Raw genomic sequence first — 24,004 nt, forward strand, 5'->3', positions numbered from 1 at the left:
ATGCGCGCGAGTCTGCCACGTGACGCTCGGTTGTCGAGACGCGGTGGATTATCTCACGGTCCGTGCCGGCTTGCCGCACAGCCGGTGCCGCCGCGCCCGGCTCAGACCGTCGCCGGCACCCCGGCCAGCGCCAGCAGCTCGGCGACGAACTCCGCCGGCCGCTCCAGGTGCGGGCTGTGCCCGCAGCCGGGGAGCACCACCTCCCGGTACGTCCCGCCGGCCGCCGCGTACCGCTCGAGCACCGCCCGCGTCTGGCCGACCATCGGCTGCGGCGGGCAGTCCGCCTCCCCCGGCCAGCCCGGCACCGCCCCGAGCGAGCCCAGGTACGCCAGGTCGAACAGCGAGGTGTCCGAGACGATCACGTCGGCGTCCCCGCGTACCCAGGTGACCGGGGGCTTGGCGGCGACGGACACCAGCTCGTCGGCGATCCGGAAGTGGGCCGGGGCCAGGGCGTTGAGCACGCCCCGCCCGCCCGGCGCGGTGCCCGGCCAGTGCGGCGACCCGGCGGCCGTGCCCGGGTAGTTGTCGTCCCCGGTCGCGGTGGACAGCACACTGTCCAGCAGCAGCTCCTCGTCCTCGCCGAGCGAGGCGGGGTCGGCCACGTACGCCGCCCGCAGCACGTTGCGCGGGCTCGTCGGGCCGTCCGTGCCCCGGTCACCGGCGGCCAGCCGGGCGACGAAGTCCGCGTTCGCGGTGCCGGCCCCGGTGCCCGCGAAGTCGGGAGTGGTCGGCGCGCCGTCGAGGTCGCGGGTGCCGCCGAAGCCGTACGGGGAGACCGGCGCCTCCAGCATCACCGGGGCGGTCTCCGTGTCGCCGTACCCGCGCAGGTCGGGGGCGACGACCCGGACGGTGGGTGGCAGTCGGCGCACCAGCGGCTCCCAGAACGCCGACGACGAGCAGTTGCCGTGGATGAGCAGCACAGGCACCCCGTCCGGCGGTCCGGCGACCCGAAGCCGCTGGACGATCCCGTTCGCCGTGAGGGTGTGCTGTGCCGTCTCCATCCGCGGCATCGTGCCACGTCCCGCCCGTCCACTCCATGTGGCCGTCCCACTGCCCACCCGGGTCCGGGGTGTGTGCGCGCCTCAGGTCCGGGCGGCGGGCGGGGCGGGCAGCGGTAGCGGCAGGGTGGTGCGTCGGTCCCGGCGACGGCCACCGAAGGCCAGCCCCACCGGGTCGGTACGGGCCAGTCCGGGGTCGAAGAAGCGCAGCTCGGTACGGCCCACCCGGAGCACGTCCCCGTCGGTCAACTGCTCCGGGCCCTCGATCCGGCGGTCGTTGAGCCAGGTGCCGTTGGTCGAGCCGAGGTCCATCAGCGACACACCCTCGGCGGTGAGCCACACGGTGGCGTGCCGGCGGCTCAGGTGCGGGTCGTCGACTCCGATGTCCGCGCTCGACCCGCGGCCGATCACCTGCGGTCGCGGGCTGAGCCGGAAGCTCGCCCCCCGCATCGGCCCGCCCGCCACCGTCAGCAACGGCAGCAGTTCCGGAAAAAGGTCCTCCATGGACGGTACGCCTCCAGCCACCAGGGTTCGGGCGTCAGACTGCCATCACACCGCACCCGTCCCCACCACCACAAGGTCACCCCGGCGGCACCGGCCGGACAGGTACCGTTGGCCGGTTCGGCACCCGCCGTCCCTTTCCGCCCGCCGGCTGTCGGCCCCTCGGCCCGCCGCCGGCGGACCTACCGATGGGTAGCTTGCGGGTCTAGACTTCGGCCATGACGGCTGTGCATGCCCCGGGTACCCCGGTCGTCGAGGACGGCCGACTGGTGTCGACCAGCCCGGCCACCGGCGCGGAGGCGGGGCGGCTGCCGCTCGCGACCCCCACCGACGTCGCGCGGGCCGTCGACCGCGCCCGCGGGGCGGGGCAGTGGTGGGCCGGCCTCGGCTTCGGCGGCCGCCGGGAACGGCTGCTGCGCTGGCGGAGCCTGCTCGCCCGGCGGATCGAGGAGCTGGCCGAGCTGGTGCACACCGAGGGCGGCAAGCCGGTCGCCGACGCCGTCGTCGAGATCCTCACCGCGATCGAGCACGTCGACTGGGCCGCCCGCAACGCCCGGCGGGTGCTCGGGCCGCGCCGGGTGCGCTCCCGACTCATCCTGGCCGAGTTCTCCGCCCACCTCGAATACCAGCCGTACGGGGTGGTCGGCGTCATCGGCCCCTGGAACTACCCCGTCTTCACCCCCCTCGGCTCCGCCGCGTACGCCCTCGCCGCCGGCAACGCCGTCGTGTTCAAGCCCAGCGAGTACACCCCGGCCGTCGGGCAGTGGCTGGTGGACACCTTCGCCGAGGTGGTGCCGGAGCACCCCGTGTTCACCGCCGTGCACGGCCTCGGCGACGTCGGCGCGGCGCTGTGCCGGTCCGGGGTCGACAAGCTGGCCTTCACCGGCTCGACGGCCACGGCCAAGAAGGTGATGGCCGCCTGCGCCGAGTCGCTGACGCCGGTGCTGGTGGAGGCGGGCGGCAAGGACGCGATGATCGTGGACAGCGACGCCGACCTGGACGCCGCCGCCGAGGCGTGCGTCTGGGGCGCGCTCACCAACGCCGGCCAGACCTGCATCGGCATCGAGCGGGTGTACGCGGTCGAGCCCGTCTTCGACGCGTTCGTCGGCAAGGTGGTGGAGCGGGCCGGCCGGCTGACGGTCGGCGCCGAGGCAGCCGACATCGGGCCGATCACCATGCCCGGCCAGCTCGACGTGATCCGTCGGCACATCGACGACGCGCTGGCCCGGGGCGGCCGCGCCGTGCTCGGCGGTGCCGACGCCGTGCGGCCCCCGTACGTGCACCCGACCGTGCTCGTGGACGTACCGGAGGACTCGGCCGCCGTCCGCGAGGAGACCTTCGGGCCGACGCTGACCGTCAACCGGGTCCGCGACGCCGACGAGGCGGTCGCCCGGGCCAACGCCCTCCCGTACGGCCTGGGGGGTTCGGTCTTCGGCCGGCGTCGGGCCGTGGCCATCGCGCGGCGGCTGCGCTCCGGGATGGCCGCGGTGAACTCGACCCTGGCCTTCGCCGGGATGTCCACGCTGCCGTTCGGTGGCGTCGGCGACTCCGGCTTCGGCCGGATCCACGGCGAGGACGGGCTGCGCGAGTTCGGCCGGGCCAAGGCCGTCACCCGCCGCCGGGCCCGCTCCCTGCTACCGGCGATGACCTTCGAGCGCACGCCGGCCGACGTCGCCCGCCTGGTCAAGGCCACCAAGCTCATGTACGGTCGCCGCCACTGACCGCCCCTGGCCGCCGGGTACGTTGATCCACTCCATGTCGCCGACATGGCGGGCATCCCTCGGCTCGGACACCACCATGTCGCCGACATGGACCGGCCCACGGTCCGAGCCTGCTCAGAACAAGGTCAGCTCGTCCCGCTCGATGCCGCGCAGCTTGTCGTAGTCGACCACCACGCACCGGATGCCCCGGTCGGTGGCCAGCACCCGGGCCTGCGGCTTGATCTCCTGGGCGGCGAAGACGCCGGCCACCGGGGCGAGCAGCGGATCCCGGTTCAGCAGTTCGAGGTAGCGGGTCAGCTGCTCCACGCCGTCGATCTCGCCGCGCCGCTTCACCTCGACCGCGACCGTGCCCTGCTCGGCGTCCCGGCAGAGCAGGTCCACCGGCCCGATCGCCGTCATGTATTCGCGGCGGATCAGCGTGTACCCCTCGCCGAGCGTGCCCGGGTTGGCCGCCAGCAGCTCCTGCAGGTGCGCCTCGACGCCGTCCTTGCGCAGGCCCGGGTCGACCCCCAGCTCGTACGAGGTGTCCTGGAAGATCTCCTCCAGGGTGATCCGCAGTTCCTCACCGGCCTTGTTCACGACCCGCCAGACGCCCGGGGCCTCCTCCAGCCGGCAGGGCGGGCTCATCCAGTTCAACGGCTTGTACGCCCGGTCGTCGGCGTGGATCGACACCGACCCGTCCGCCTTCACCATCAACAACCGGGTGGCCATCGGCAGGTGGGCCGAGAGCCGTCCGACGTAGTCCACCGAGCACTTCGCAATCACCAGCCGCACCCGACGAGGGTAACGGAGACCCCGGCCCGCGCCACCGAGCGGCACTGGCGTGCCGGTGCGATGCTGAGACGGTGTTCGAAGTGCTCACGGGTACCGGTCTCGCCGCCTCGGCGGGTCTGAACGCCTACATACCCCTGCTCACCATGGGGCTGCTGGCCCGCTACACCGACCTGATCGAGCTGCCCAGCGGCTGGCAGTGGCTCGGCAACGGATGGATCATGATGATCCTCGCGGTGCTGTTCGCCGTCGAGGTCGTCGCCGACAAGGTCCCCGTGGTCGACCACGTCAACGACATCGTGCAGACCGTGGTCCGGCCGACCGCCGGCGGGCTCGCCTTCGGCGCCGGCTCCAGCTCCGAGACCGTCACCGTCACCGACCCCGGCCACTTCTTCTCGTCCAACCAGTGGGTGCCGGTGGTGACCGGCATCCTGATCGCCTTCGGCGTCCACGCGCTCAAGTCCGCCGCCCGCCCGGTGATCAACGCGACCACCGCCGGCGTCGGCGCCCCGGTTGCCAGCACGGCCGAGGACGCCACCAGCATCGCGATGTCCCTGGTGGCGATCATCCTGCCGGTGCTGGTGCTGGCCTTCCTGCTCGGCCTGGTCCTTTTCCTGTTCTGGTTCTTCCGCCGGCGCAAGGACCGTCGCCGGGAACGCCAGGCGGCCCGCGCCGCCGGCTTCCGCGTCTGAACCACCACGGGTACGCCGCTGGCCGGCACCCCGTCGTCTGGGGTGCCGGCCAGCGGCGTCGTGCCTGCGTGTTCGGTTGTGCTGTGCTGGGTCAGTTGTTCCAGTGCTGGGCGACGAGGTCGGCGGCCTGCTGCTCCCACTGGGCGTACGCGTCCGGGTACGCCGACACCTGCACCGTCTGCGCGGCCTCGGTCAGCGGCATGTCCTGCCACCCGTCCACCTGCTTCAGGCCCTTCAGGAACGCCGTCGTCGAGTACTGCGGGTCCGTGATCTGCTCCGGGGTGCCCCAACCCGACGACGGCCGCTGCTGGAACAGGCCCAGCGAGTCGTGGTCGTTACGGTCACCCAGGTGCCCCAGGTTCTCCAGCTTCGACTCCTGGAGGCTGGTGGCGATCGAGATGACGGCGGCCCGCTCGGGCAGGCCGGCCTTCTTCGTCGCCGCGATGATCGCCTTCGCGTTCGCCACCTGCTCGCCGTCAAGGTCGATGCGGGACTGCGCGCCCTGCACCCCGTGCGGGATCAGCTTGCCGCTGTCGGGCTTGTCGGCCTGCACGGCCACGGCAACCGGCTTCACCTGCGCCGGGGCGGCGTGCGCGGCGGTGGCGTGCAGCGGACCGGCGGCCAGCCCACCGGCGAACGCGAGACCGGCAACACCGAGAACGCTCTTACGCAGCATCGTGTTCATCATCAAAGCTCCATTCGGGGGTCGACACCCACGCCGGGCCGTATGGGGGACGGCCCTGTGCAGGGTGTGAGCACCGTCAGGGGCGCTCGAAAGCTTGAGGGGAAGAGGGGGCTCTGCCCGGTACGCACCGCGGGGCGGCAACCCGGTCAAGGCGAGGATGCCTGCGCCCAAGGCGGGGCACCTGCGCTCGAGCTGGGGATGCCTCGGTTCGGGGCAGGGATGCCTCGGTCGCGGCGAAGGTGCCTGCCTCGGTCGAGCCGGGGGTGCCTCGGTCGAGCCGGGGGTGCCTCGGTCGAGCCGGGGGTGCGTGCCTCGGGCGAGCCGGGGGTGCGTGCCTCGGGCGGTGGTCCCTCGGCGGAGGATTGCCTCGTCGCAGCGCCCGGGACCATGCACAACGACCGGCGGCCCGCCATCATTCCAGGGGGCCCGGGTCACCCCATCCCGCGGGGCGCCCTTCTCGGCCGTGCACCCGTGTTCAACGCCCCCACCCCGGCCAGGATTCCGCCCCGACGATGGGCCCCCGGTCGCCCACCGGCACGCTCATATCGCACATTCGACGCAAACGGGACACGCGGACGAGTTGATTCATCCCATGTCGCCGACATGGTGGTGTCCGAGCCCCGGGATGCCCGCCATGTCGCCGACATCGAGTCGATCACCACCTGAACCGGCCACCCGAACATGAACACCGAGGCAAAGACCGGCCGGGGCCGGGGCCGGGGCGCACGCTCCACCGGGTCGGGCAGCCGCCGGCCTATCGCACGAGTAGGGCGCATCGGGACAAACAACGCACACGCCTACCGGACCGCAACCAGGCCGAAGGGACAGCAACCAGGCCGAAGGGATAGCAACCAGGCCGAAGGGGCAGCAACCGGAACGAGCCGACGGACAGCAACCGGAACCAGCCGACGGACAGCAACCGGGACAGGGGCCGGGTGGGGCCCGCCGTGGCCGGCGCAGGGATCAAGCCTGACCGCCCGGAGCCGGTCACGGCGGGCCCCCCCCCCCCCCCCCCCCCCCCCCCCCCCCCCCCCCCCCCCCGGGGCCCCACCCCACCGCAACCCACCCCCACCGCAACCCACCCCCACCGCAACCAACGACGGAGACCGAGCAGAATTCGCCCGGTGTCCGTGAACCGCACTCGCGTCCCCCTCGTCGCGACGCTGGCCGCCCTGACCGGCATGCTCGCCCTGCTCGTCCTGCCGACACCTTCAGCGGAGCACGGCGAAGGGACGATCGCCCGGATACCGGCAGACGCCGCGACACCGACACCCGAGGCGGCCCGGCCGACGCCGACACCCGAGGCAGCCCGACCGACGCTCACACCCGAGGCGGCCCGGCGGACGACGGCACCGGAAACACGGCCCGGCACCTCTGACCCCCGGCGCCGGCCGCCGGTGGTCGACCACGGCCCGCGTACCGGCAACCGCGTGGCGCTCACCTTCGACGCCGACATGACCGACGCGATGCGCTACCAACTGCGCAGCGGCGCGGTCCGGTCGTACGCGAACCTGGCGATCGTCGACCTGCTGGAGCGGGAGCGGGTGCCCGCCACGTTCTTCCTGACCGGGAAGTGGGTCGAGGAGTACCCCGAGGTGACCCGCCGCCTGGCCGGCAACCCGCGCTTCGAGCTGGCCAACCACACGTACGGCCACTTGGCCTTCACCCCGGACTGCTACGGCCTCCCGACGATCTCCCGCCACCGGATGGCGGCGGACGTGGCGCGCACGTTCGACGTCGTCGCCCCGTACGGCGGCCGGCAGACCCGCTACTTCCGCTTCCCGGGGCTGTGCCACGACCGGGCCGCGCTCACCGCGTTGGCGCCGCTGGGCGTGACGGTGGTGGACGGCGACGTGGTCAGCGGGGACCCGTTCGCGAAGTCGTGGCGACCGATCGTGAACGCCGTGCTGTCCCGGGTACGCCCCGGCTCGGTCGTCGTGCTGCACGTCACCGAGGCGAACGCCCCGATGACGGACGAGGCGCTGCCGCACATCCTGGCCGGGCTGGCCGAGCGCGGCCTCACGCCGGCCCCGCTGTCCGAAGTACTCGGCCCGGACCGGTCCGCCGCCGCCCAGCCCGGCTGAGCCCGCCGCGGAACCGGCGCGCCTCCAAAGCGGCCACGGGTCCGACCGAGCCGGCTGTGTTCACGGGTCCGACCGGGCCGGCTGGATGCACGTGCCCGACCGGGCCGGCTGGATGCACGGGCCCGACCGGGCCGGCTGGATGCACGGGCCCGACCGGGCCGGCTGAGTCCACGGGTCCGACCATGCCTGACCAGGTGTACACAATCCGGCAAAAGCCTAGTATCGGAGGAAAGCCAGCGAAGGATCAGGAGTCTGTCATGACCGCGTCGATGGAGAGGCCCCGCGTCCAGGAGTGCGTCGTGGCCGCCTGCGCCTACAACCGCACCGGCGACTGTCACGCCTTCGCCATCACCATCGGCAGCAGCGACCACGCCCACTGTCACACCTTCATCCGCATGCCCGAGTCGGGTGGCGTGGACACGCTGGTCGCCCAGGTCGGCGCGTGCCAGCGGGCGGACTGCCGGCACAACTCGCGGCTGGAGTGCCACGCCCCGGGCATCCGGGTCGGGCCGGACAACGACCTGGCCGACTGCATGACGTACGACCGCCGCTGACCCCGGTAACTCAGCTCAGGGCGTTGGCCTCGCGGATCACCTCGACGAGGTCGCCGATGATGTCGGTGAGGGCGAAGTCCTTGGGGGTGAAGACCCGGGCGACCCCGGCCGCCCGCAGCGCGTCGGCGTCGGCCGGCGGGATGATGCCGCCGACCACCACGGGCAGGTCCCCCCGGCCGGCGGCACGCAGGCCGTCGAGCACCGCCGGCACGGCGGCCAGGTGCGAGCCGGAGAGCACCGACAGCCCGACCAGGTCGACGTCCTCCTCGACCGCGGCGGCCACGATCTCCCCGGCGGTCAGCCGGATGCCCTGGTAGACGACCTCGAAGCCGGCGTCGCGGGCGCGTACCGCGATCTGCTCGGCGCCGTTGGAGTGCCCGTCCAGGCCGGGCTTGCCGACCAGCAGCCGCAGCCTGCCGCTGCCCAGTTCCCGGGCGGTGGCGGTGACCCGCTCCCGCACGGCGGCCAGTCCCGCGCCGCCGGCCGCCCCGGCCGCGCCGGCCAGCCCGGTCGGCGCCCGGTACTCCCCGAAGACCTGGCGCAGCGCGCCGGCCCACTCGCCGGTGGTCACCCCGGCCCGCACGCACTCCAGGGTCGCCGGCATCAGGTTCGCCGACGTCGCGGCGTCCGCCCGCAGCCGGTCGAGCGCCGCCGCGACCGCCGCGCCGTCCCGCCCGGCCCGCCATTCGCGTACGGAGGCCACGGCCGCCGCCTCCACCGCGGGGTCGACCTGCTCGATCGCCTCGGCGCCGGCAGCGGTCAGCGGGGACGGCTCGGTCTCGGTGAACCGGTTGACGCCGACCACGACGTCCGTGCCCGCCTCCATCCGGCGGCGGCGGTCGGCCAGCGAGGCGACCAGCGCGCTCTTGAGATATCCGGACTCGACGGCGGCCACCACGCCGCCCATCTCCAGCACCTTGTCCAGCTCGACCCGGCCCCCGGCGACGATCCCGTCGACCAGCGCCGTCATCACGTGCGAGCCGTCGAACAGGTCCGGATACTCCAGCAGGTCCGACTCGTACGCCAGCACCTGCTGCATCCGCAGCGACCACTGCTGATCCCACGGGCGGGGCAGCCCCAGCGCCTCGTTCCAGGCGGGCAGCTGCACGGCCCGGGCCCGGGCGTCGCGAGACATGGTCACGCCGAGCATCTCCAGCACGATCCGCTGGATGTTGTTCTCCGGCTGGGCCTCGGTCAGCCCGAGCGAGTTGACCTGCACGCCGTACCGGAAGCGGCGCTGCTTCGGGTCGGACACGCCGTACCGCTCCCGGGTGATCTCGTCCCAGAGCGCGCCGAACGCGCGCATCTTGGCGATCTCCTCGACGAAGCGCACCCCGGCGTTGACGAAGAACGAGATCCGGGCGGCCACGTCGCCCATCCGTTCGGCCGGCACCTGACCGGAGTCGCGGACGGCGTCCAGCACGGCGACGGCGGTGGCGAGGGCGAAGCCGACCTCCTGCACGGGCGTCGCGCCCGCCTCCTGGAGGTGGTACGAGCAGATGTTCACCGGGTTCCAGCGCGGCATCGTCTTCAGCGTGTGCGCGACGACGTCGGCGGTGAGCCGCAGGGACGCGCCCGGCGGGAAGATGTACGTCCCCCGGGACAGGTACTCCTTGATGATGTCGTTCTGGGTGGTGCCGGCGCAGCGGGCCAGTTCGGCGCTCTGCTCCGTCGCCACGGTGCCGTAGAGGGCGAGCAGCCACATCGCCGGCGCGTTGATGGTCATCGAGGTGTTCATCTCGGCGAGCGGGATGCCGTCGAAGAGGGCACGCATGTCGCCGAGGTGGGCGACGGGCACCCCGACCCGGCCGACCTCACCGGCGGCCAGCTCGTGGTCCGGGTCGTACCCGGTCTGGGTGGGCAGGTCGAAGGCCACCGACAGCCCCGTCTGCCCCTTGGCGAGGTTACGGCGGAAGAGCGCGTTGCTCGCGGCGGCCGAGGAGTGCCCGGCGTAGGTGCGCATCACCCACGGGCGGTCACGCTCGGGCAACCGGCCGGGAAGAGCCTTCTCGTCCATGGCCGGAGTCTAAGTTACCGTTCGGTAGAACGAGCTGTGGAAAACTGCACAGGCCCATGTCGCGGACGAGGGGGCGCAGAGGGCCCGACATGGGGCGGACCGCCACACCCCGGGCGCCGCCGGACGGCCCGGGAGTCGCACACTGGACAGCATGGATGACCAGCTCGCGATCTCCGTCCGGGGACTGCGCAAGGCGTACGGCGGCAACGTCGCGGTGGCGGGCCTGGACCTCGCCGTCCGCCGCGGCGAGGTGTTCGCCCTGCTCGGCCCGAACGGCGCGGGCAAGACCACGACGGTGGAGATCCTGGAGGGCTACCGGCAGCGCGACGCCGGCGAGGTGTCCGTGCTGGGCAGCGACCCGGCCCGCACCGAACCCTCATGGCGCTCCCGCGTCGGCATCGTGCTCCAGGGCACGGGCGAGTTCGACGAGCTGACCGTCGCCGAGGTGGTCGGGCACTTCGCCGGTTTCTACCCCGACGCCGACGACCCGGCGAAGGTGATCGAGCGGGTCGGCCTGGGCGCCAAGGCGCGGGCGCGCACCCACACCCTCTCCGGCGGGCAGAAGCGCCGCCTGGACGTGGCGCTCGGCATCATCGGCCGCCCCGAGCTGCTCTTCCTCGACGAGCCCACCACCGGCTTCGACCCGGAGGCCCGGCGGGAGTTCTGGGAGCTGATCCGCGACCTGGCCGCCGCCGGCACCACCATCGTGCTCACCACCCACTACCTGGACGAGGCCGAGGCGTTGGCCGACCGGGTCGGGGTGATCGCTGGCGGCCGGCTCGTCGAGGTGGCGCCGCCGGACCGCCTCGGCAACCGCCAGGAGGCGCTGGCGACGGTCTCCTGGCGTACGCCGGAGGGGGGCGTCGAGACCGCGGAGAGTGCGACGCCGACGGCGCTGGTCGCGGAGCTGGCCACGCGCTACGGCGGCGAGGTGCCCGGCCTGACGGTGACCCGGCCGACCCTGGAAGACGTCTACCTCAAGATGATCGGACACCGATGACGACCACCACGAAGCCGGCGGCCCCCGTCGCCGCCGGCCCGGCCCGCCGGCCGGGGCCGGCCGCGCTCGCCCTGCGCCAGGGTCGCCTGGAGATCACCCAGTTCCTGCGCAGCCGGGAGTCCGTCGTCTTCACGCTGGGTTTCCCGATCATCATGATCCTGATCTTCGCCTCGATCTTCGACAACGAGATCGCCCAGGGGGTCAGCTACACGCAGTACTTCATCACCGGCATGATCGCGACCGGCCTGATGACGGTGAGCTTCCAGAACCTCGGCATCTGGATCCCGATCGAGCGGGACCGGGGGGTGCTCAAGCGATACCGGGGCACGCCCATGCCGAAGTGGGTGTGGTTCGCCGGCAAGGTGGTCATGGTGGTGGCGATCGGGGTGCTGGAGATCGCCCTGCTGCTGGCCGTCTCGGTCGTCCTGTTCGACCTGAGGCTGCCGGACGCGGGCGGCTGGCTCACCTTCGGCTGGGTCGCCGTCCTCGGGGTCACCGCCTGCACCCTGTGCGGCATCGCCATCTCCTCGCTGGCCCGTACGGCTCGCAGCGGTTCGGCCGTGGTCACCCCCGTCGCCCTGGTGCTCCAGTTCACCTCCGGCGTCTTCTTCGTCTTCACCGAGCTGCCGCCCTGGATGCAGCAGGTGTCCGCGCTGTTCCCGCTCAAGTGGATGTGCCAGGGCCTGCGGTCGGTCTTCCTCCCGGACAGCTTCGGCGCCCGGGAGGCGGCCGGCGGGTTCGAGCTGGGCCGGGTGGCGCTCGTCCTCGCCCTCTGGTGCGTGATCGGCCTCATCCTCTGCCTGACCACCTTCCGCTGGACCACCAAGCGCGACGGCTGAGGCGTAGGGAAGGCTGGGTCGGTGGCGCTTCGACTCACCCGGCGGCGGCTGCTGTTGGCGGGGGCCGGTACGGCGGCGTTGACCGTTGGGGCCGGCTGGACGGCCCGCGAGCTGACCCGCCGTCGCCCGGGGCCGGCGCCCGCGCTGCCGGACGCCCCGGCGGGCGACGAGCGGCTGGTCCAGCGGGCGTCCGCCGCGCGGGCCGCTCGGGGCCGGACGATCCGCAACGGATGGTGCGCGAGGAACTGCCGGCGTGGTGCGCCGGGCGCGGCTTCGACACCAGCCGGGTCGCCGCCTGGGGCTGGTCGATGGGCGGGTTCGGGTCGCTGCTGCTCGCCGAGACGTTCCCCGGCTGGCTGCGCGCGGTGGCGGCCTTCTCCCCCGCCGTACGGCCCGGAAACGACGTCTTCGCGGGCGCCCGGCGGCTGCGCGGGACCCCGGTGGGGCTCTGGTGCGGCCGGCAGGACGGCCTGCTGCCCGAGGTACGGGCACTGGCCCGCGCGCTGCCCGAGCCACCGGCCCGCGCCGAGTACGCCGACGGCCGGCACGACTTCGTCTACTGGGGGAGGGGCGTCCCCGCCGCCTTCCCGTTCCTGGCGGGGGCGCTCACCCCACCCCGGCCGGCCCGCTGACCCTGTCCCCGCCGGAGGCCGACGGGGACAGGAACCGCGTCGGATCAGTAGGTGTAGAACCCCTTGCCGGTTTTGCGGCCCAGGTCGCCGGCGGTGACCATGCGCTGGAGCAGCTCCGGCGGGAAGAACTTCTCGTCGGCCGTGTCGGTGTAGATGTTCCTCGACGCGTGCAGCAGCACGTCCACGCCGGTCAGATCACAGGTGGCCAGGGGGCCCATGGCGTGGCCGAAGCCGAGCCGGCAGGCTGTGTCCAGGTCCTCGGCCGACACCACGCCCGACTCGACCAGCTTGACCGCCTCGACGACCAGCGCGGCGATCAGCCGGGTGGTGACGAAGCCGGCGATGTCCCGGTTCACCACCACGACGGTCTTGCCGACGCCCTCGGCGAACGCCTTCGCGGTGGCCAGGGTCTCGTCGCTCGTCTTGTAGCCGCGCACCAGCTCGCAGAGCTTCATCATCGGCACCGGGGAGAAGAAGTGGGTGCCGACGACCGACTCGGGGCGCTCGGTCACCGCGGCGATCTGGGTGACCGGGATGGCCGAGGTGTTCGTGGCCAGCACCGCGTCGGCCTTGCAGATCTTGTCCAGCGCGCGGAACACCTCGTGCTTGACGTCCAGCCGCTCGAAGACCGCCTCCACCACGATGTCGGCGTCCGCCGCGGCCTCCAGGTCGGTCGTCGGGGTGATCCGACCCAACGTCGCCTCGACCTCGGAGCGGTCGATGGTGCCCTTGTCAGCGAACTTCTCCAACGACTTCCGGATGCCGGCCAGCCCCCGCCCGGTGGCCGCGTCGTCCAGGTCCCGCAGCGTCACCTGCCAGCCCGCCTGCGCCGCCACCTGGGCGATGCCCGAGCCCATCAGCCCGGCCCCGACGACCGTGAGTCGACCCGCCATCTGCTCTCTCCCTCGCCTGAATTCGAGTGTCTGTCAGCACCCTAGTCGGCAAGGCTGAACGATGGCTAAGCCGGCTGCCCCGGCCCGTCGGGATCACCCCGGCGCGTCTCGGTCGAGCCCTTCGGTCGGCGCGCGGTCAGATCTCCAGGGCCGGCTCGTCCGGTACGGTGCCGCGCTCGACCTCGACCCCCAGCGCCCGCAGGTCGGCGACGAAGTCCGGATAACCGCGGTCGACGTGGTGCACGTGGGAGACCTCGGTGACCCCGTCGGCGCACAGCCCCGCGATGATCAGCCCGGCGCCGGCCCGGATGTCGGTGGCCCGGACGGGGGCGCCGGAGAGCCGGTCCCTCCCCCGGACCACCGCGTGGTGGCCGTCGGTCTTGATGTCCGCGCCCAGCCGCATCATCTCGTTGGCGAACATGAACCGGCCGTCGAAGATGTTCTCGGTGATCAGGGAGGCGCCGTCGCTCACCGCGGCGAGCCCGATCGCCATCGGCAGCAGGTCGGTGGCGAAACCCGGGTACGGCAGCGTCACCACGTCCACGGCCCTCGGGCGGTCGTCCATCCGTACCCGGAAGGCATCGTCGCGGGTCTCGATCAGGCCGCCGGCGGCGACCAACTTGTCCAGCGCGACCTCCAGGAATGCCGGGTCGATCCCGGTCACGGTCACGTCGCCCCGGGTCATCGCGGCGCCGAACGCCCAGGTCCCGGCGACGATCCGGTCCCCCACCGTCGCGTGCCGCACCGGCCGCAGCTCGGGCGCCCCCTCGATGCGCAGGGTGGACGTGCCCGCTCCCTCGATGCGGGCACCCATCCTGATCAGCATCGAGCAGATGTCGACGATCTCCGGCTCCCGCGCCGCGTTGTCGATCACCGTGCTGCCCCGGGCGAGCACCGCGGCCATCACCAGGTTCTCGGTGGCGCCGACGCTGGGAAAGTCCAGGACGATGTCCGCGCCGTGCAGCCCGTCCGGGGCGGACGCGATGACGAAGCCGTGCTCGCCGCAGATGTCCGCGCCCATCCGGGTCAGCCCGGAGATGTGCATGTCCAGTCCACGGGAGCCGATGGCGTCCCCACCGGGGTGGGCCACCCGCACGTTCCCGCACCGGGCGAGCAGGGGGCCGAGCACGCAGATCGACGCACGCAGCCGGCGTACCAGGTCGTAGTCGGCCTCCGCGCCCGGCCGCTCCGGCACGTCGATGGTGACCGAGCGCGAGCGGGCCACCCCGCCCCGCGCCACCATCGGGTCGACCGGGTCGTCGGCGTCGAACCGTACGCCGCAGCCCAGCCGGCGCAGCACCTCGCCCATGATGGCGATGTCGGTGATCCGGGGAACGTTGGTGATCACGCTCCGGCCGGGCGCGAGCAGCGCGGCGGCCATGAGCTTGAGCGCCGAGTTCTTCGCCCCGACGACATGCACCGTCCCGCCGAGCCGGGCGTCGCCGGCCACCCGGATGACGTCGACGTCGTTGAGCGCCAGGTCGCCGGCGTCCCCGGGGCCGACCCCGGCCGGCCGGGCCCGCTCCGGCGGGCACTGCTCCGGCCGTACGGGGATGGTCAGGTCCGGTATCCGTAGGCTGTGCGTCATGGCCGTCCACCTCACGCGCATCTACACCAGGGCCGGCGACGCCGGCACGACCAGGCTGAACAACAACGAAGAGGTCCCGAAGACCGATCCGCGGATCGCCGCGTACGCCGACGTGGACGAGTGCAACGCGGCCATCGGCGCCGCGATCGCCCTCGGGCAGCTCGACGACGAACTGCGGGCGGTGCTGGGGTCGATCCAGAACGACCTGTTCGACGTCGGCGCCGACCTGGCCACCCCGGTCGAGCCGGACCCGAAGTACCCGCCGCTGCGGGTCACCGAGGAGTACGTGGAGCGCCTTGAGGGCTGGTGCGACGAGTACAACGAGCGCCTGACCAAGCTCGACTCCTTCATCCTTCCCGGCGGAACCCCGGGCGCGGCGCTGCTGCACGTGGCCCGGACCGTCGCGCGGCGGGCCGAGCGCGCGGCTTGGGCCCTGCTCGCCCACGATCCCGACCGGACCAGCTCACTTCCGGCAAAGTATCTCAACCGGCTCTCCGATCTGCTCTTCATCCTGTCAAGAACGGCAAATCCGGCGGGCGATGTGCTATGGACGCCGGGCGGTCAGCGCTGAGCGGAGACGCGTCAGCCGCGCCGGACGCCTCGGGCCCGCCGGCCACCCCCGTCGGCGGGCTGCACCACGTCGAGGTCTGGGTGCCGGACCTGGCCAGGGCGATCCGCAGCTGGGGCTGGCTGCTGGGTCAGCTGGGCTGGAGCCCGTACCAGGACTGGCCGGCCGGCCGCTCGTGGCGGCTCGGTCCGACGTACCTGGTGCTGGAGGAGTCCCCGGCACTGTCCGGACGAAACCACGACCGGCTCGCCCCGGGCCTGAACCACCTGGCGTTCCACGCCGGGCCGCCGGCCGCCGTGGACCGGCTGGTCGCGGCCGCGTCGGGCCACGGCTGGTCGCTGCTCTTCCCGGACCGCCACCCGCACGCGGGCGGCCCACAGGCGTACGCCGCCTATCTCGCCGACGACCAGGGCTACGAGGTGGAGCTGGTCGCCTCGACCGACTGACCCGAACAAGCGAACGCCGCTGGCCGGCACCCCGTCTCCTGGGGCGCCGGCCAGCGGTGTCCTGCCTGCGTGTTCAGTCGTGCGCGTTCGATCCTGCTCGGTGGGTCAGCTGTTCCAGTACTGGGCGACGAGGTCGGCGGCCTGCTGCTCCCACTGCGCGTACGCGTCCGGGTACGCCGACACCTGCACCGTCTGCGCGGCGCCGGTCAACGGCATGTCCTGCCACCCGTCCACCTGCTTCAAACCTCTCAGGAACGCCGTCGTCGAGTACTCCGGGTCCGTGATCTGCTCCGGCGAACCCCAACCCGACGACGGCCGCTGCTGGAACAGGCCCAACGAGTCGTGGTCGTTACGGTCACCCAGGTGCCCCAGGTTCTCCAGCTTCGACTCCTGCAGACTCGTGGCGACCGAGATCACCGCGGCCCGCTCGGGCATCCCGGCCTTCCTCGTCGCGGCGATGATCGCCTTCGCGTTCGCCACCTGCTCGTCGTTCAGGTCGATCTTCGACTGCGCGCCCTGCACCCCGTGCGGGATCAACTTGGCCTTGTCCACACCGGGCTTGTCGGCCTGCACGGCCACGGCAACCGGCTTCACCTGCGCCGGGGCGGCGTGCGCGGCGGTGGCGTGCAGCGGACCGGCGGCCAGCCCACCGGCGAACGCAAGACCGGCGACACCGAGAACGCTCTTACGCAGCATCGTGTTCATCATGATCAAAGCTCCATTCGGGGGTTGGCGCACACCGCCGAGAGGGGGCTCGGGCGGGCGTGCGCAAGCACCGTCAGGCGCTCGAAAGCTCGAAAAGCGGGGGAAAGAGTTTCTGGCCGGCGCGACCGCGGGGCAGGGGGTGCCTCGTCACGGGCGCCGGGACCATGTACAACGACCGGCGGCCCGCCATCATTCCGGGCCCGGCCCCACCCGCCTCACGGACACGGAAGCGGGCCGTCCTCGGTCGTGCGTCAGGTGTAACGACCCCGCCCCGGCCACGATTCCGCCCCACGACGCCCCGGCCAGGCCCCACGACCCCCACGAACCGGACAGACAGACCGGATCGCCGCAGTCGGGCCGGATAATCGACGCGATGTCGCCGACATGGCGGCATCCGGAGCGCTCGGACACCCCCATGTCGCCGACATCGAGTCGATCAAGACACGGCGGCCACCCTCGAACCGGGGGCCTGTCTACGGAGATCCACTCCGTGTCACCGACATTGGGGCATCCGTGTCACTCGGATACCCCAATGTCGCCGCCATGGAGTCGATCACGACACCGGGTGTCCACCCCGACCGGCCTCGGGCGGGCGCTCCTGCTGCAGGGGTGCACCGGAGATGACGATCGGCGGCGTAGCGGACGGATGGGGCCATCACCGGGACGGCCCGGCGGACAGCGACCGGGACGGACCGGGTGGGGCCCGCCGTGACCGGCGCAGGGATCAAGCCTGACCGCCCGGAGCCGGTCACGGCGGGCCCCACCCCACCGCGACCAACGACGAGCCGGGCACGGCGGGACCCACCCCCACAACCATCAGAGCCGGGGCACGGCGGGACCCACCCCCACCACAACCATCGGAACCGGGCACGGCGGGACCCACCCAACCGCAACCCACCACCCACCGCAACAGAGCAACCGACCGCAACGGAGGAAAGCGACCCGCAACGAAGCAACCGCAGCCAAGAAGGCGGTCAGGCGGCGGGCCAGTCCTGGGAGGCCAGACGCGGCGAGACCGCCCCGGGCGGGGCGGCCTCGAGCCAGGAGAGGAAGCCGGTGACCGTGGACCGCGCCATGGCGATCTCCACCGGTACGCGCTGGCTGCTACAGCGGAGGATCACCCAGTCGGCGGGCATGGAGAGCCGCTCCTGCCCCTCGGGCAGCCGCCGTCGCTCCACGACCAGCGTCTTACGGGAGAGCACCCGCTTGGGGCGCAGGGCGAAGCTGAACATCCGGTACCAGCGGAGTTCTTCGCCGGAGAACCGACCGAAGCCGGGTGACCAGCCCCGGCCGTCGAGAATCGTGGAGACCCGGACGCTGAGCCGGATGATCCCGCCGCTGCGGGTCACCACGGCCCGCCGGACGAAGAGGATCAGGAGAGCGACGAGCACGACGGCGACGCCGATGCCGATGCCCTCCACGATCTCCATCGGCGGGTGGGCTCAGCGACTCTGCGCGGCGGAGACGGGGGTGGCGGTCTCGGCCAGGACGGTGACACCCTGACTGCTCACCGAGAGGAAACCACCGGCCACCTCGTACGACACCTGCTCGCCGCCGGGCAGCTTGATCCGGACCTGGCCGGGCTCGGCGAGCTGGCCCAGCAGGGGCGCGTGCCCCGGGAGCACACCCAGCTCACCCTCGGTCGTCCGGGCGACGACCATCTCGGCCTCGCCGGACCAGACCTTCTCCTCGACGGCTACGAGCTCGACGTGAAGCTGCTGTGCCACGCTGTCTCCTTGCTGCGGCGGCGGATTGTCGAAAGTCTAGTCGCGCCGCCTTCGGCCCCCCAACGCGGGTGGCGTAAGCTGCGCCACCCCGCGTCTGGCCCGCCGGCGCTCCTACTTGCTCTTGTTACGGAAGTCGGGATGCTCCAGGAGGAACGCGTCCAGCTTCTCTTCCCGCAGCGCGGTGAAGAAGTCCTCCGCGGCCGGCTGCAACCGCTCCCCCCGGTACGCCCGGCCGGTGCCGATGCTCGCCCCCGGCAGCTTGATCAGCTCGACGTTGCTGGACCGGATGTTCTTCAGCGCCAGCGCGAAGTCGACCACGCCGTGGCCCCGGCCGTTGAAGATCAGCGACTGCCCGGCGGCCCGGAGCACCCTGTCCAGCTTGATCGGGTTGGCCACCACGTCGGCGCTGAACGCCTGGTCGACCATCGCCTTGATGAACTGCTGCTGGTGGCGCTGGCGGCCGTAGTCGGCGTCCGGGACGCCGTTCTTCGGGTAGCGCTGCCGGACGTAGTCCAGCGCCTGCCACCCGCTCAGGTGCTGGTTGCCCTTCGTGTAGACCGCCTGCGGGCCGATGTATCCCTCGCCGTACGGGTTGCCCTTGCGGTGCACGCCGCTCGGCTCCCGGTGCTCGGAGCGCACCTCGCGCTCGATGTACATGTCGACGCCGCCCATCGCGTCGACGATCTTCTGGAAGCCGGTGAAGTTGATGATCGCGCCCGCGTCGAACCGCTCGATCCCGGTCACCTGCTGCACGGTCTTGGCCAGCAGCTCGAAGCCCCGGGCGGCGTCCGGGTTCTCCCCCGGCACCCGGCTGCCGTACGACATGGCGGCGTTGAGCTTGTCGGTGCCGCCGTTGAACTCCGCCTTGCTGAACTTCGGGATCTCCACCCGCAGGTCCCGTGGCAGCGAGAACAGGTACGCCCGGTCCAGCTCGGCCGGCACGTGCAGCACCATGATCGAGTCCGCCAGCGGCGGGGTCTCCGGGTTGCGCGGGTCGATGCCCACCAGGAGGATGTTGAGCGGGCCCTTGATGTCGCTCTTGCGCTCCTGGGCGCCGGCCGCCTGGTCGCCGAAGAGGTCGCCCTTGCCGATCGCGCCCTCGTAGCGCGACAGCAGCGCCTCGTAGCTCACCAGCACCGCGCCGCTCAGCAGCATGAGCACGGCGCCGAACACCGTGCACACCCGGGCCCAGCGCGGCACGCGCACCCACCGGGACGGCCTTCTCCTGCCGTCCTTGCCGGCCTTACCCACGATCATCTCCGTTCGTCACGCCCACGAAGAGGAGACGGGCGTACGCAGCCGAATAGTTGCAGTGACCACCGCTCGTCCGGAGGAGACGGCGTGGATCGACGGTACCTCGCAGCCGACAGGACCGTCGGCCCGTGAACCGGACAGCGGAGATCATAGGACCTCCACGTGAACGAAAACCGCCCCGGTGTGTACCGGGGCGGTTTTCGTTGGTGTGACGAGGGTCTTAGCCCTTCATCAGCTCGGCAGCCTTGCGCTCCAGGTCCTCCAGACCGCCGCACATGAAGAAGGCCTGCTCGGGGAAGTGGTCGTACTCGCCCTCGCTGATCTTCTTGAACGCCTCGATGGTCTCCTTGATCGGAACCGTCGAGCCCGGCACGCCGGTGAACTGCTCGGCGGCGTAGGTGTTCTGCGACAGGAAGCGCTCGATGCGCCGGGCCCGGCCGACGACGAGCTTGTCCTCCTCGGAGAGCTCCTCGATGCCGAGGATGGCGATGATGTCCTGCAGGTCCTTGTACTTCTGCAGGATCCGCTTGACCTCGGTGGCGACCGCGAAGTGCTCGGCGCCGACGAACTCCGGGGCGAGGATCCGGGACGAGGACGCCAGCGGGTCCACGGCCGGGTAGATGCCCTTGTCGGAGATCGACCGCTCCAGGTTGGTGGTCGCGTCGAGGTGGGCGAACGTGGTGGCCGGGGCGGGGTCGGTGTAGTCGTCCGCCGGCACGTAGATCGCCTGCATCGAGGTGATGGCCTGGCCCCGGACGGAGGTGATCCGCTCCTGGAGCTCGCCCATCTCGTCAGCCAGGGTCGGCTGGTAACCCACGGCGCTCGGCATGCGGCCGAGCAGCGTGGACACCTCGGAACCGGCCTGGGTGAAGCGGAAGATGTTGTCGATGAAGAGCAGCACCTCCTGCTTCTGCACGTCGCGGAAGTACTCCGCCATGGTCAGCGCGGAGAGGGCGACCCGCAGTCGGGTGCCCGGCGGCTCGTCCATCTGGCCGTAGACCAGCGCCGTCTTGTCGATGACGCCGGACTCGGTCATCTCGGCGATGAGGTCGTTGCCCTCGCGGGTGCGCTCACCCACGCCGGCGAACACCGACGTACCACCGAAGTTCCGGGCCACGCGGGTGATCATCTCCTGGATGAGCACCGTCTTGCCCACGCCCGCGCCGCCGAACAGGCCGATCTTGCCGCCCTTGACGTACGGGGCGAGCAGGTCGATGACCTTGATGCCGGTCTCCAGCATCTCGGTCTTCGGCTCCAGGTCCGCGAAGGCCGGGGCCTTGCGGTGGATCCCCCAGTGGTCGTCCGGGTTGAGCGTCTCGCCCTCGGTGAGGTTGAGGCACTCGCCGATGGCGTTGAAGACGTGGCCCTTGACCGCGTCGCCCACCGGCACCCGGATCGGCGAGCCGGTGTCGCGCACCTCGGTGCCACGGACCAGGCCGTCGGTCGGCTGCATCGAGATGGCGCGGATCAGGTTGTCGCCCAGGTGCTGGGCGACCTCCAGGGTCAGCGTCTTCTGGCCGCCGGACAGGGTCACGTCCACGTGCAGCGCGTTGAACAGGTCCGGCATGCCGTCGCGCGGGAACTCGGCGTCGACGACCGGGCCGATGACCCGGACCACGCGACCCGTGGCCGTCTTGGTCTCTACTGGGGCAGTCATCACACTTCACTTCCCGACGCGGCCAGCGCGTTCGCGCCGCCGACGATCTCGCTGATCTCCTGGGTGATCCCGGCCTGGCGGGCCGAGTTCATCTCACGCGTGTACTTCTCGATCATCTCTTCGGCGTTGTCGGTGGCGCTCTTCATCGCCCGCCGTCGGGCCGCCGACTCGCTGGCCGCCGACTCCAGCAACGCCGCGTAGATCCGCGTGTTGATGTACTTCGGCAGCAGCGCGTCGAGCAGCGCCTCCGCCTCCGGCTCGAACTCGTACGCCGGGAGCAGGCCCTCGGACCGCGGACGGTCCTCGACCTGCATCGGGCCGATGATCCGCGTCACCGGGTTCTGGGTCATCAGGGACTTGAACTCGGTGAAGACGATGTGCAGCTCGTCGATCCCGAGCACCCCGTCCGCCCCCGCGCTGCCGTCCGTGTCGTCCGCGCCGGCGGTGAACGCCTTGATCAGCGTCTCCCCGACGGTGCGGGCGTCGCCGAAGCCCGGCTGCTCCGAGAAGCCCGTCCAGCTCGCCTCGATCGGCCGGTCCCGGAACCGGTAGTACTGCACGCCCTTGCGCCCGATGACGTAGAGCACCGGCTCCTTGCCATCGGCGCGCAGCCGGGCGATCAGCGACTCCGCCGTCCGGATCGCGTTCGAGCTGTAGCCACCGGCGAGGCCACGGTCGGCGGTCACCAGCAGGACGCCCGCCCGCCGCACCCGCTCGCGCGGGGTGAGCAGCGGGTGGTCGATCCGCGCGTTGGACGCCAGCGCCGTGAGCACGCCGGTGATGGCCTGGGCGTACGGCAGGGACGCCTCCACCCGGGCCTGGGCCTTGGCGATCCGGCTCGTCGCCACGAGCTCCATCGCCTTGGTGATCTTCTTCATCCCCTTAGCGGAACGGATCCGCTGACGAAGAACGCGTACCTGGGCCGCCATCCGTCAGCCCTACTGCTTCTCGGCGGTGTCGCGGTAGCGGGTCACCGACTCGCGGTTCTCCTCGCCCTCCATGGGGGCGGCCGGCGCCTCGTTGATCCGAGGCTCGTCCTCCTTGCCCAGGAAGAGCTTCTTGAACTCGGTGATCGCGGCGTCCAGCGAGGCGATGATCTCGTCGTCCCACGTGAAGTCGGCGATCGCCGCCAGCACGCCCTCGTGCTTGTGGCGCAGGTACTGGAGGAACTCCGACTCGAAGCGCTTGATCTCGCCGACCGGGATGTCGTCGAGCTTGCCCTCGGTGCCAGCCCAGACGGAGACGACCTGCTCCTGCACCGGGTACGGCGAGTAGTTCGACTGCTTCAGCAGCTCGACCAGCCGGGAGCCGCGCTCCAGCTGGGCGCGGGAGGCCTTGTCCAGGTCCGAGGCGAAGGCGGCGAACGCCTCCAGCTCGCGGTACTGGGCCAGGTTGAGCCGCAGCGAGCCGGAGACCTTCTTCATCGGCTTCACCTGCGCGGCGCCGCCGACCCGGGAGACCGAGGTGCCGACGTTGATGGCCGGCCGGACGCCCTGGTTGAACAGGTCGGTCTCGAGGAAGATCTGGCCGTCGGTGATGGAGATGACGTTGGTCGGGATGAAGGCCGAGATGTCGTTGGCCTTCGTCTCGATGATCGGCAGGCCGGTCATCGAGCCGCCGCCCAGCTCGTCGGAGAGCTTGGCGCAGCGCTCCAGCAGCCGGGAGTGCAGGTAGAAGACGTCACCCGGGTACGCCTCGCGGCCCGGCGGGCGGCGCAGCAGCAGCGACACGGCCCGGTACGCCTCGGCCTGCTTGCTCAGGTCGTCGAAGACGATCAGGACGTGCTTGCCGCCGTACATCCAGTGCTGGCCGATGGACGAGCCGGTGTACGGGGCGAGGTACTTGAAGCCGGCCGGGTCGGACGCCGGGGAGGCGACGATGGTGGTGTACTCCATCGCGCCGGCCTCCTCCAGCGTGCCCTTGATCGAGGCGATCGTGGAGGCCTTCTGGCCGATGGCGACGTAGATGCAGCGGACCTGCTTCTTCGGGTCGCCGGAGCGCCAGTTGTCCCGCTGGTTGAGGATGGTGTCCAGCGCGACGGTGGTCTTGCCGGTCTTCCGGTCGCCGATGATCAGCTGCCGCTGGCCCCGACCGATCGGGGTCATCGCGTCGACGGCCTTGAGGCCGGTCTGCATCGGCTCGGAGACGGACTGCCGGGACATCACGTTCGGGGCCTGGAGCTCCAGCTCGCGGTAGCCCTCGTTGGCGATGTCGCCGAGGCCGTCGATCGGCTGGCCGAGCGCGTTGACCACGCGGCCGAGGAAGGCGTCGCCGACCGGCACCGAGAGCACGCGGTTGGTGCGCTTGACGCGCTGCCCCTCCTCGATGCCGCCGAAGTCGCCGAGGACGACGACACCGATCTCCCGGACGTCGAGGTTCAGCGCCACGCCGAGCGTGCCGTCCTCGAACTCCAGGAGCTCGTTGGTCATGGTCGAGGGGAGACCCTCGACGTGGGCGATGCCGTCGCCGGCGTCGGCGACGGTGCCGACCTCCTCACGGGAGACGTCGGGCGAGTAGGAGGAGACGTAGCGCTCCAGGGCGCCGCGGATCTCCTCCGTCGAGATGGTCAGCTCGGCCATCCTCTGCTTCCTTAAGTATCAGGGGCCCGGGATACCTAGTACCGACCGGTCCGAATGGCGTCTGTCATTCAGTGCTTCGCGGGTCGCCGACGT

At 71.8% G+C, this 24,004-nt stretch carries 23 protein-coding genes; 9 read left to right on the forward strand and 14 right to left on the reverse strand.

What is annotated here, in order from left to right:
- Nucleotides 1-101 precede the first annotated feature (101 nt).
- Nucleotides 102-1,001 (reverse strand): alpha/beta fold hydrolase, encoded by a 900-nt coding sequence (locus ACGFIZ_RS08505; protein ID WP_393417135.1) that lies wholly within the window; start codon nucleotides 999-1,001, stop codon nucleotides 102-104.
- A gap of 81 nt (nucleotides 1,002-1,082) precedes the next feature.
- Nucleotides 1,083-1,502, reverse strand: coding sequence for an FHA domain-containing protein (locus ACGFIZ_RS08510; RefSeq protein WP_393417137.1), 420 nt, complete (start codon nucleotides 1,500-1,502; stop codon nucleotides 1,083-1,085).
- Nucleotides 1,503-1,717: 215 nt separating this feature from the next.
- Between ACGFIZ_RS08510 and ACGFIZ_RS08515 the strand changes: the two genes are divergently transcribed.
- Entirely contained in the window at nucleotides 1,718-3,220 is a 1,503-nt protein-coding gene (locus tag ACGFIZ_RS08515) for an aldehyde dehydrogenase family protein (protein WP_393417139.1), read from the forward strand.
- Between the two features lie 114 nt (nucleotides 3,221-3,334).
- Here ACGFIZ_RS08515 and nucS read toward each other — a convergent pair whose 3' ends face one another.
- Nucleotides 3,335-3,994, reverse strand: a complete 660-nt coding sequence (gene nucS, locus ACGFIZ_RS08520; RefSeq protein ID WP_347667506.1) for an endonuclease NucS — start codon at nucleotides 3,992-3,994, stop codon at nucleotides 3,335-3,337.
- Nucleotides 3,995-4,065: 71 nt separating this feature from the next.
- Between nucS and ACGFIZ_RS08525 the strand changes: the two genes are divergently transcribed.
- The gene (locus ACGFIZ_RS08525) at nucleotides 4,066-4,683 is read left to right on the forward strand and encodes a DUF4126 domain-containing protein (RefSeq protein ID WP_393417141.1); all 618 of its coding nucleotides are present in this window, start codon (nucleotides 4,066-4,068) and stop codon (nucleotides 4,681-4,683) included.
- Nucleotides 4,684-4,774: 91 nt separating this feature from the next.
- Here the strand turns inward: ACGFIZ_RS08525 and ACGFIZ_RS08530 are convergent, their stop codons facing one another.
- A complete protein-coding gene (locus ACGFIZ_RS08530; RefSeq protein ID WP_393417270.1) occupies nucleotides 4,775-5,368 on the reverse strand; it encodes a hypothetical protein in 594 nt (197 codons plus the stop codon).
- Between the two features lie 1,124 nt (nucleotides 5,369-6,492).
- Between ACGFIZ_RS08530 and ACGFIZ_RS08535 the strand changes: the two genes are divergently transcribed.
- Nucleotides 6,493-7,452: a polysaccharide deacetylase family protein gene (locus ACGFIZ_RS08535; protein ID WP_393417143.1), complete on the forward strand. Its 960-nt coding sequence runs from the start codon at nucleotides 6,493-6,495 to the stop codon at nucleotides 7,450-7,452.
- A gap of 257 nt (nucleotides 7,453-7,709) precedes the next feature.
- Nucleotides 7,710-8,006 (forward strand): DUF1540 domain-containing protein, encoded by a 297-nt coding sequence (locus ACGFIZ_RS08540; RefSeq protein WP_393417145.1) that lies wholly within the window; start codon nucleotides 7,710-7,712, stop codon nucleotides 8,004-8,006.
- Between the two features lie 10 nt (nucleotides 8,007-8,016).
- Here the strand turns inward: ACGFIZ_RS08540 and ACGFIZ_RS08545 are convergent, their stop codons facing one another.
- Nucleotides 8,017-10,023 (reverse strand): protein meaA, encoded by a 2,007-nt coding sequence (locus ACGFIZ_RS08545; protein ID WP_393417147.1) that lies wholly within the window; start codon nucleotides 10,021-10,023, stop codon nucleotides 8,017-8,019.
- Nucleotides 10,024-10,174: 151 nt separating this feature from the next.
- On the opposite strand from ACGFIZ_RS08545, the gene ACGFIZ_RS08550 reads away from it, so the two are divergent.
- From ACGFIZ_RS08550 to ACGFIZ_RS08560, 3 genes are all read left to right on the forward strand, one after another.
- Nucleotides 10,175-11,023 carry an ABC transporter ATP-binding protein gene (locus ACGFIZ_RS08550; protein ID WP_393417149.1) on the forward strand — a complete coding sequence of 283 codons (849 nt, stop codon included), beginning with the start codon at nucleotides 10,175-10,177 and terminating at the stop codon, nucleotides 11,021-11,023.
- Nucleotides 11,020-11,862, forward strand: a complete 843-nt coding sequence (locus tag ACGFIZ_RS08555; RefSeq protein ID WP_393417151.1) for an ABC transporter permease — start codon at nucleotides 11,020-11,022, stop codon at nucleotides 11,860-11,862. The genes ACGFIZ_RS08550 and ACGFIZ_RS08555 overlap by 4 nt, the downstream gene beginning before the upstream one ends.
- 230 nt (nucleotides 11,863-12,092) lie before the next feature.
- The gene (locus ACGFIZ_RS08560) at nucleotides 12,093-12,494 is read left to right on the forward strand and encodes an alpha/beta hydrolase-fold protein (protein ID WP_393417153.1); all 402 of its coding nucleotides are present in this window, start codon (nucleotides 12,093-12,095) and stop codon (nucleotides 12,492-12,494) included.
- Nucleotides 12,495-12,538: 44 nt separating this feature from the next.
- On the opposite strand, the gene ACGFIZ_RS08565 is transcribed toward ACGFIZ_RS08560, so the two are convergent.
- Together ACGFIZ_RS08565 and murA are read right to left on the reverse strand one after the other, a co-directional pair.
- Nucleotides 12,539-13,387, reverse strand: coding sequence for a 3-hydroxyacyl-CoA dehydrogenase family protein (locus ACGFIZ_RS08565; protein ID WP_393417155.1), 849 nt, complete (start codon nucleotides 13,385-13,387; stop codon nucleotides 12,539-12,541).
- Nucleotides 13,388-13,523: 136 nt separating this feature from the next.
- The gene (murA, locus tag ACGFIZ_RS08570; RefSeq protein ID WP_393417157.1) at nucleotides 13,524-14,975 is read right to left on the reverse strand and encodes a UDP-N-acetylglucosamine 1-carboxyvinyltransferase; all 1,452 of its coding nucleotides are present in this window, start codon (nucleotides 14,973-14,975) and stop codon (nucleotides 13,524-13,526) included.
- Between murA and ACGFIZ_RS08575 the strand changes: the two genes are divergently transcribed.
- On the forward strand, nucleotides 14,974-15,546 hold the full coding sequence (locus ACGFIZ_RS08575) for a cob(I)yrinic acid a,c-diamide adenosyltransferase (RefSeq protein ID WP_393417159.1): 573 nt from the start codon (nucleotides 14,974-14,976) through the stop codon (nucleotides 15,544-15,546). The two genes, murA and ACGFIZ_RS08575, sit on opposite strands and share 2 nt — an antisense overlap.
- Nucleotides 15,522-15,989 carry a VOC family protein gene (locus tag ACGFIZ_RS08580; protein WP_393417161.1) on the forward strand — a complete coding sequence of 156 codons (468 nt, stop codon included), beginning with the start codon at nucleotides 15,522-15,524 and terminating at the stop codon, nucleotides 15,987-15,989. Before ACGFIZ_RS08575 ends, ACGFIZ_RS08580 begins: the two co-directional genes overlap by 25 nt.
- 105 nt (nucleotides 15,990-16,094) lie before the next feature.
- Here the strand turns inward: ACGFIZ_RS08580 and ACGFIZ_RS08585 are convergent, their stop codons facing one another.
- The 7 genes from ACGFIZ_RS08585 to atpA all read right to left on the reverse strand — a co-directional run bounded on the left by ACGFIZ_RS08585 (nucleotide 16,095) and on the right by atpA (nucleotide 23,911).
- Nucleotides 16,095-16,694, reverse strand: coding sequence for a hypothetical protein (locus tag ACGFIZ_RS08585; RefSeq protein WP_393417272.1), 600 nt, complete (start codon nucleotides 16,692-16,694; stop codon nucleotides 16,095-16,097).
- A 974-nt stretch (nucleotides 16,695-17,668) separates the two neighbouring features.
- Nucleotides 17,669-18,124: a DUF2550 domain-containing protein gene (locus ACGFIZ_RS08590; RefSeq protein ID WP_393417163.1), complete on the reverse strand. Its 456-nt coding sequence runs from the start codon at nucleotides 18,122-18,124 to the stop codon at nucleotides 17,669-17,671.
- A 12-nt stretch (nucleotides 18,125-18,136) separates the two neighbouring features.
- Entirely contained in the window at nucleotides 18,137-18,421 is a 285-nt protein-coding gene (locus ACGFIZ_RS08595) for a F0F1 ATP synthase subunit epsilon (RefSeq protein WP_145773399.1), read from the reverse strand.
- A gap of 111 nt (nucleotides 18,422-18,532) precedes the next feature.
- Nucleotides 18,533-19,678 carry an LCP family protein gene (locus ACGFIZ_RS08600; RefSeq protein WP_393417165.1) on the reverse strand — a complete coding sequence of 382 codons (1,146 nt, stop codon included), beginning with the start codon at nucleotides 19,676-19,678 and terminating at the stop codon, nucleotides 18,533-18,535.
- Between the two features lie 217 nt (nucleotides 19,679-19,895).
- Nucleotides 19,896-21,332 carry a F0F1 ATP synthase subunit beta gene (gene atpD, locus ACGFIZ_RS08605; protein ID WP_347669289.1) on the reverse strand — a complete coding sequence of 479 codons (1,437 nt, stop codon included), beginning with the start codon at nucleotides 21,330-21,332 and terminating at the stop codon, nucleotides 19,896-19,898.
- Entirely contained in the window at nucleotides 21,332-22,261 is a 930-nt protein-coding gene (locus tag ACGFIZ_RS08610; protein ID WP_393417168.1) for a F0F1 ATP synthase subunit gamma, read from the reverse strand. The genes atpD and ACGFIZ_RS08610 overlap by 1 nt, the downstream gene beginning before the upstream one ends.
- 9 nt (nucleotides 22,262-22,270) lie before the next feature.
- On the reverse strand, nucleotides 22,271-23,911 hold the full coding sequence (gene atpA / locus ACGFIZ_RS08615; RefSeq protein ID WP_393417170.1) for a F0F1 ATP synthase subunit alpha: 1,641 nt from the start codon (nucleotides 23,909-23,911) through the stop codon (nucleotides 22,271-22,273).
- Between the last annotated feature and the right edge of the window lie 93 nt (nucleotides 23,912-24,004).

The sequence above is a fragment of the Micromonospora sp. NPDC048830 genome (assembly GCF_043198215.1).
Classification (GTDB): Bacteria; Actinomycetota; Actinomycetes; order Mycobacteriales; family Micromonosporaceae; genus Micromonospora.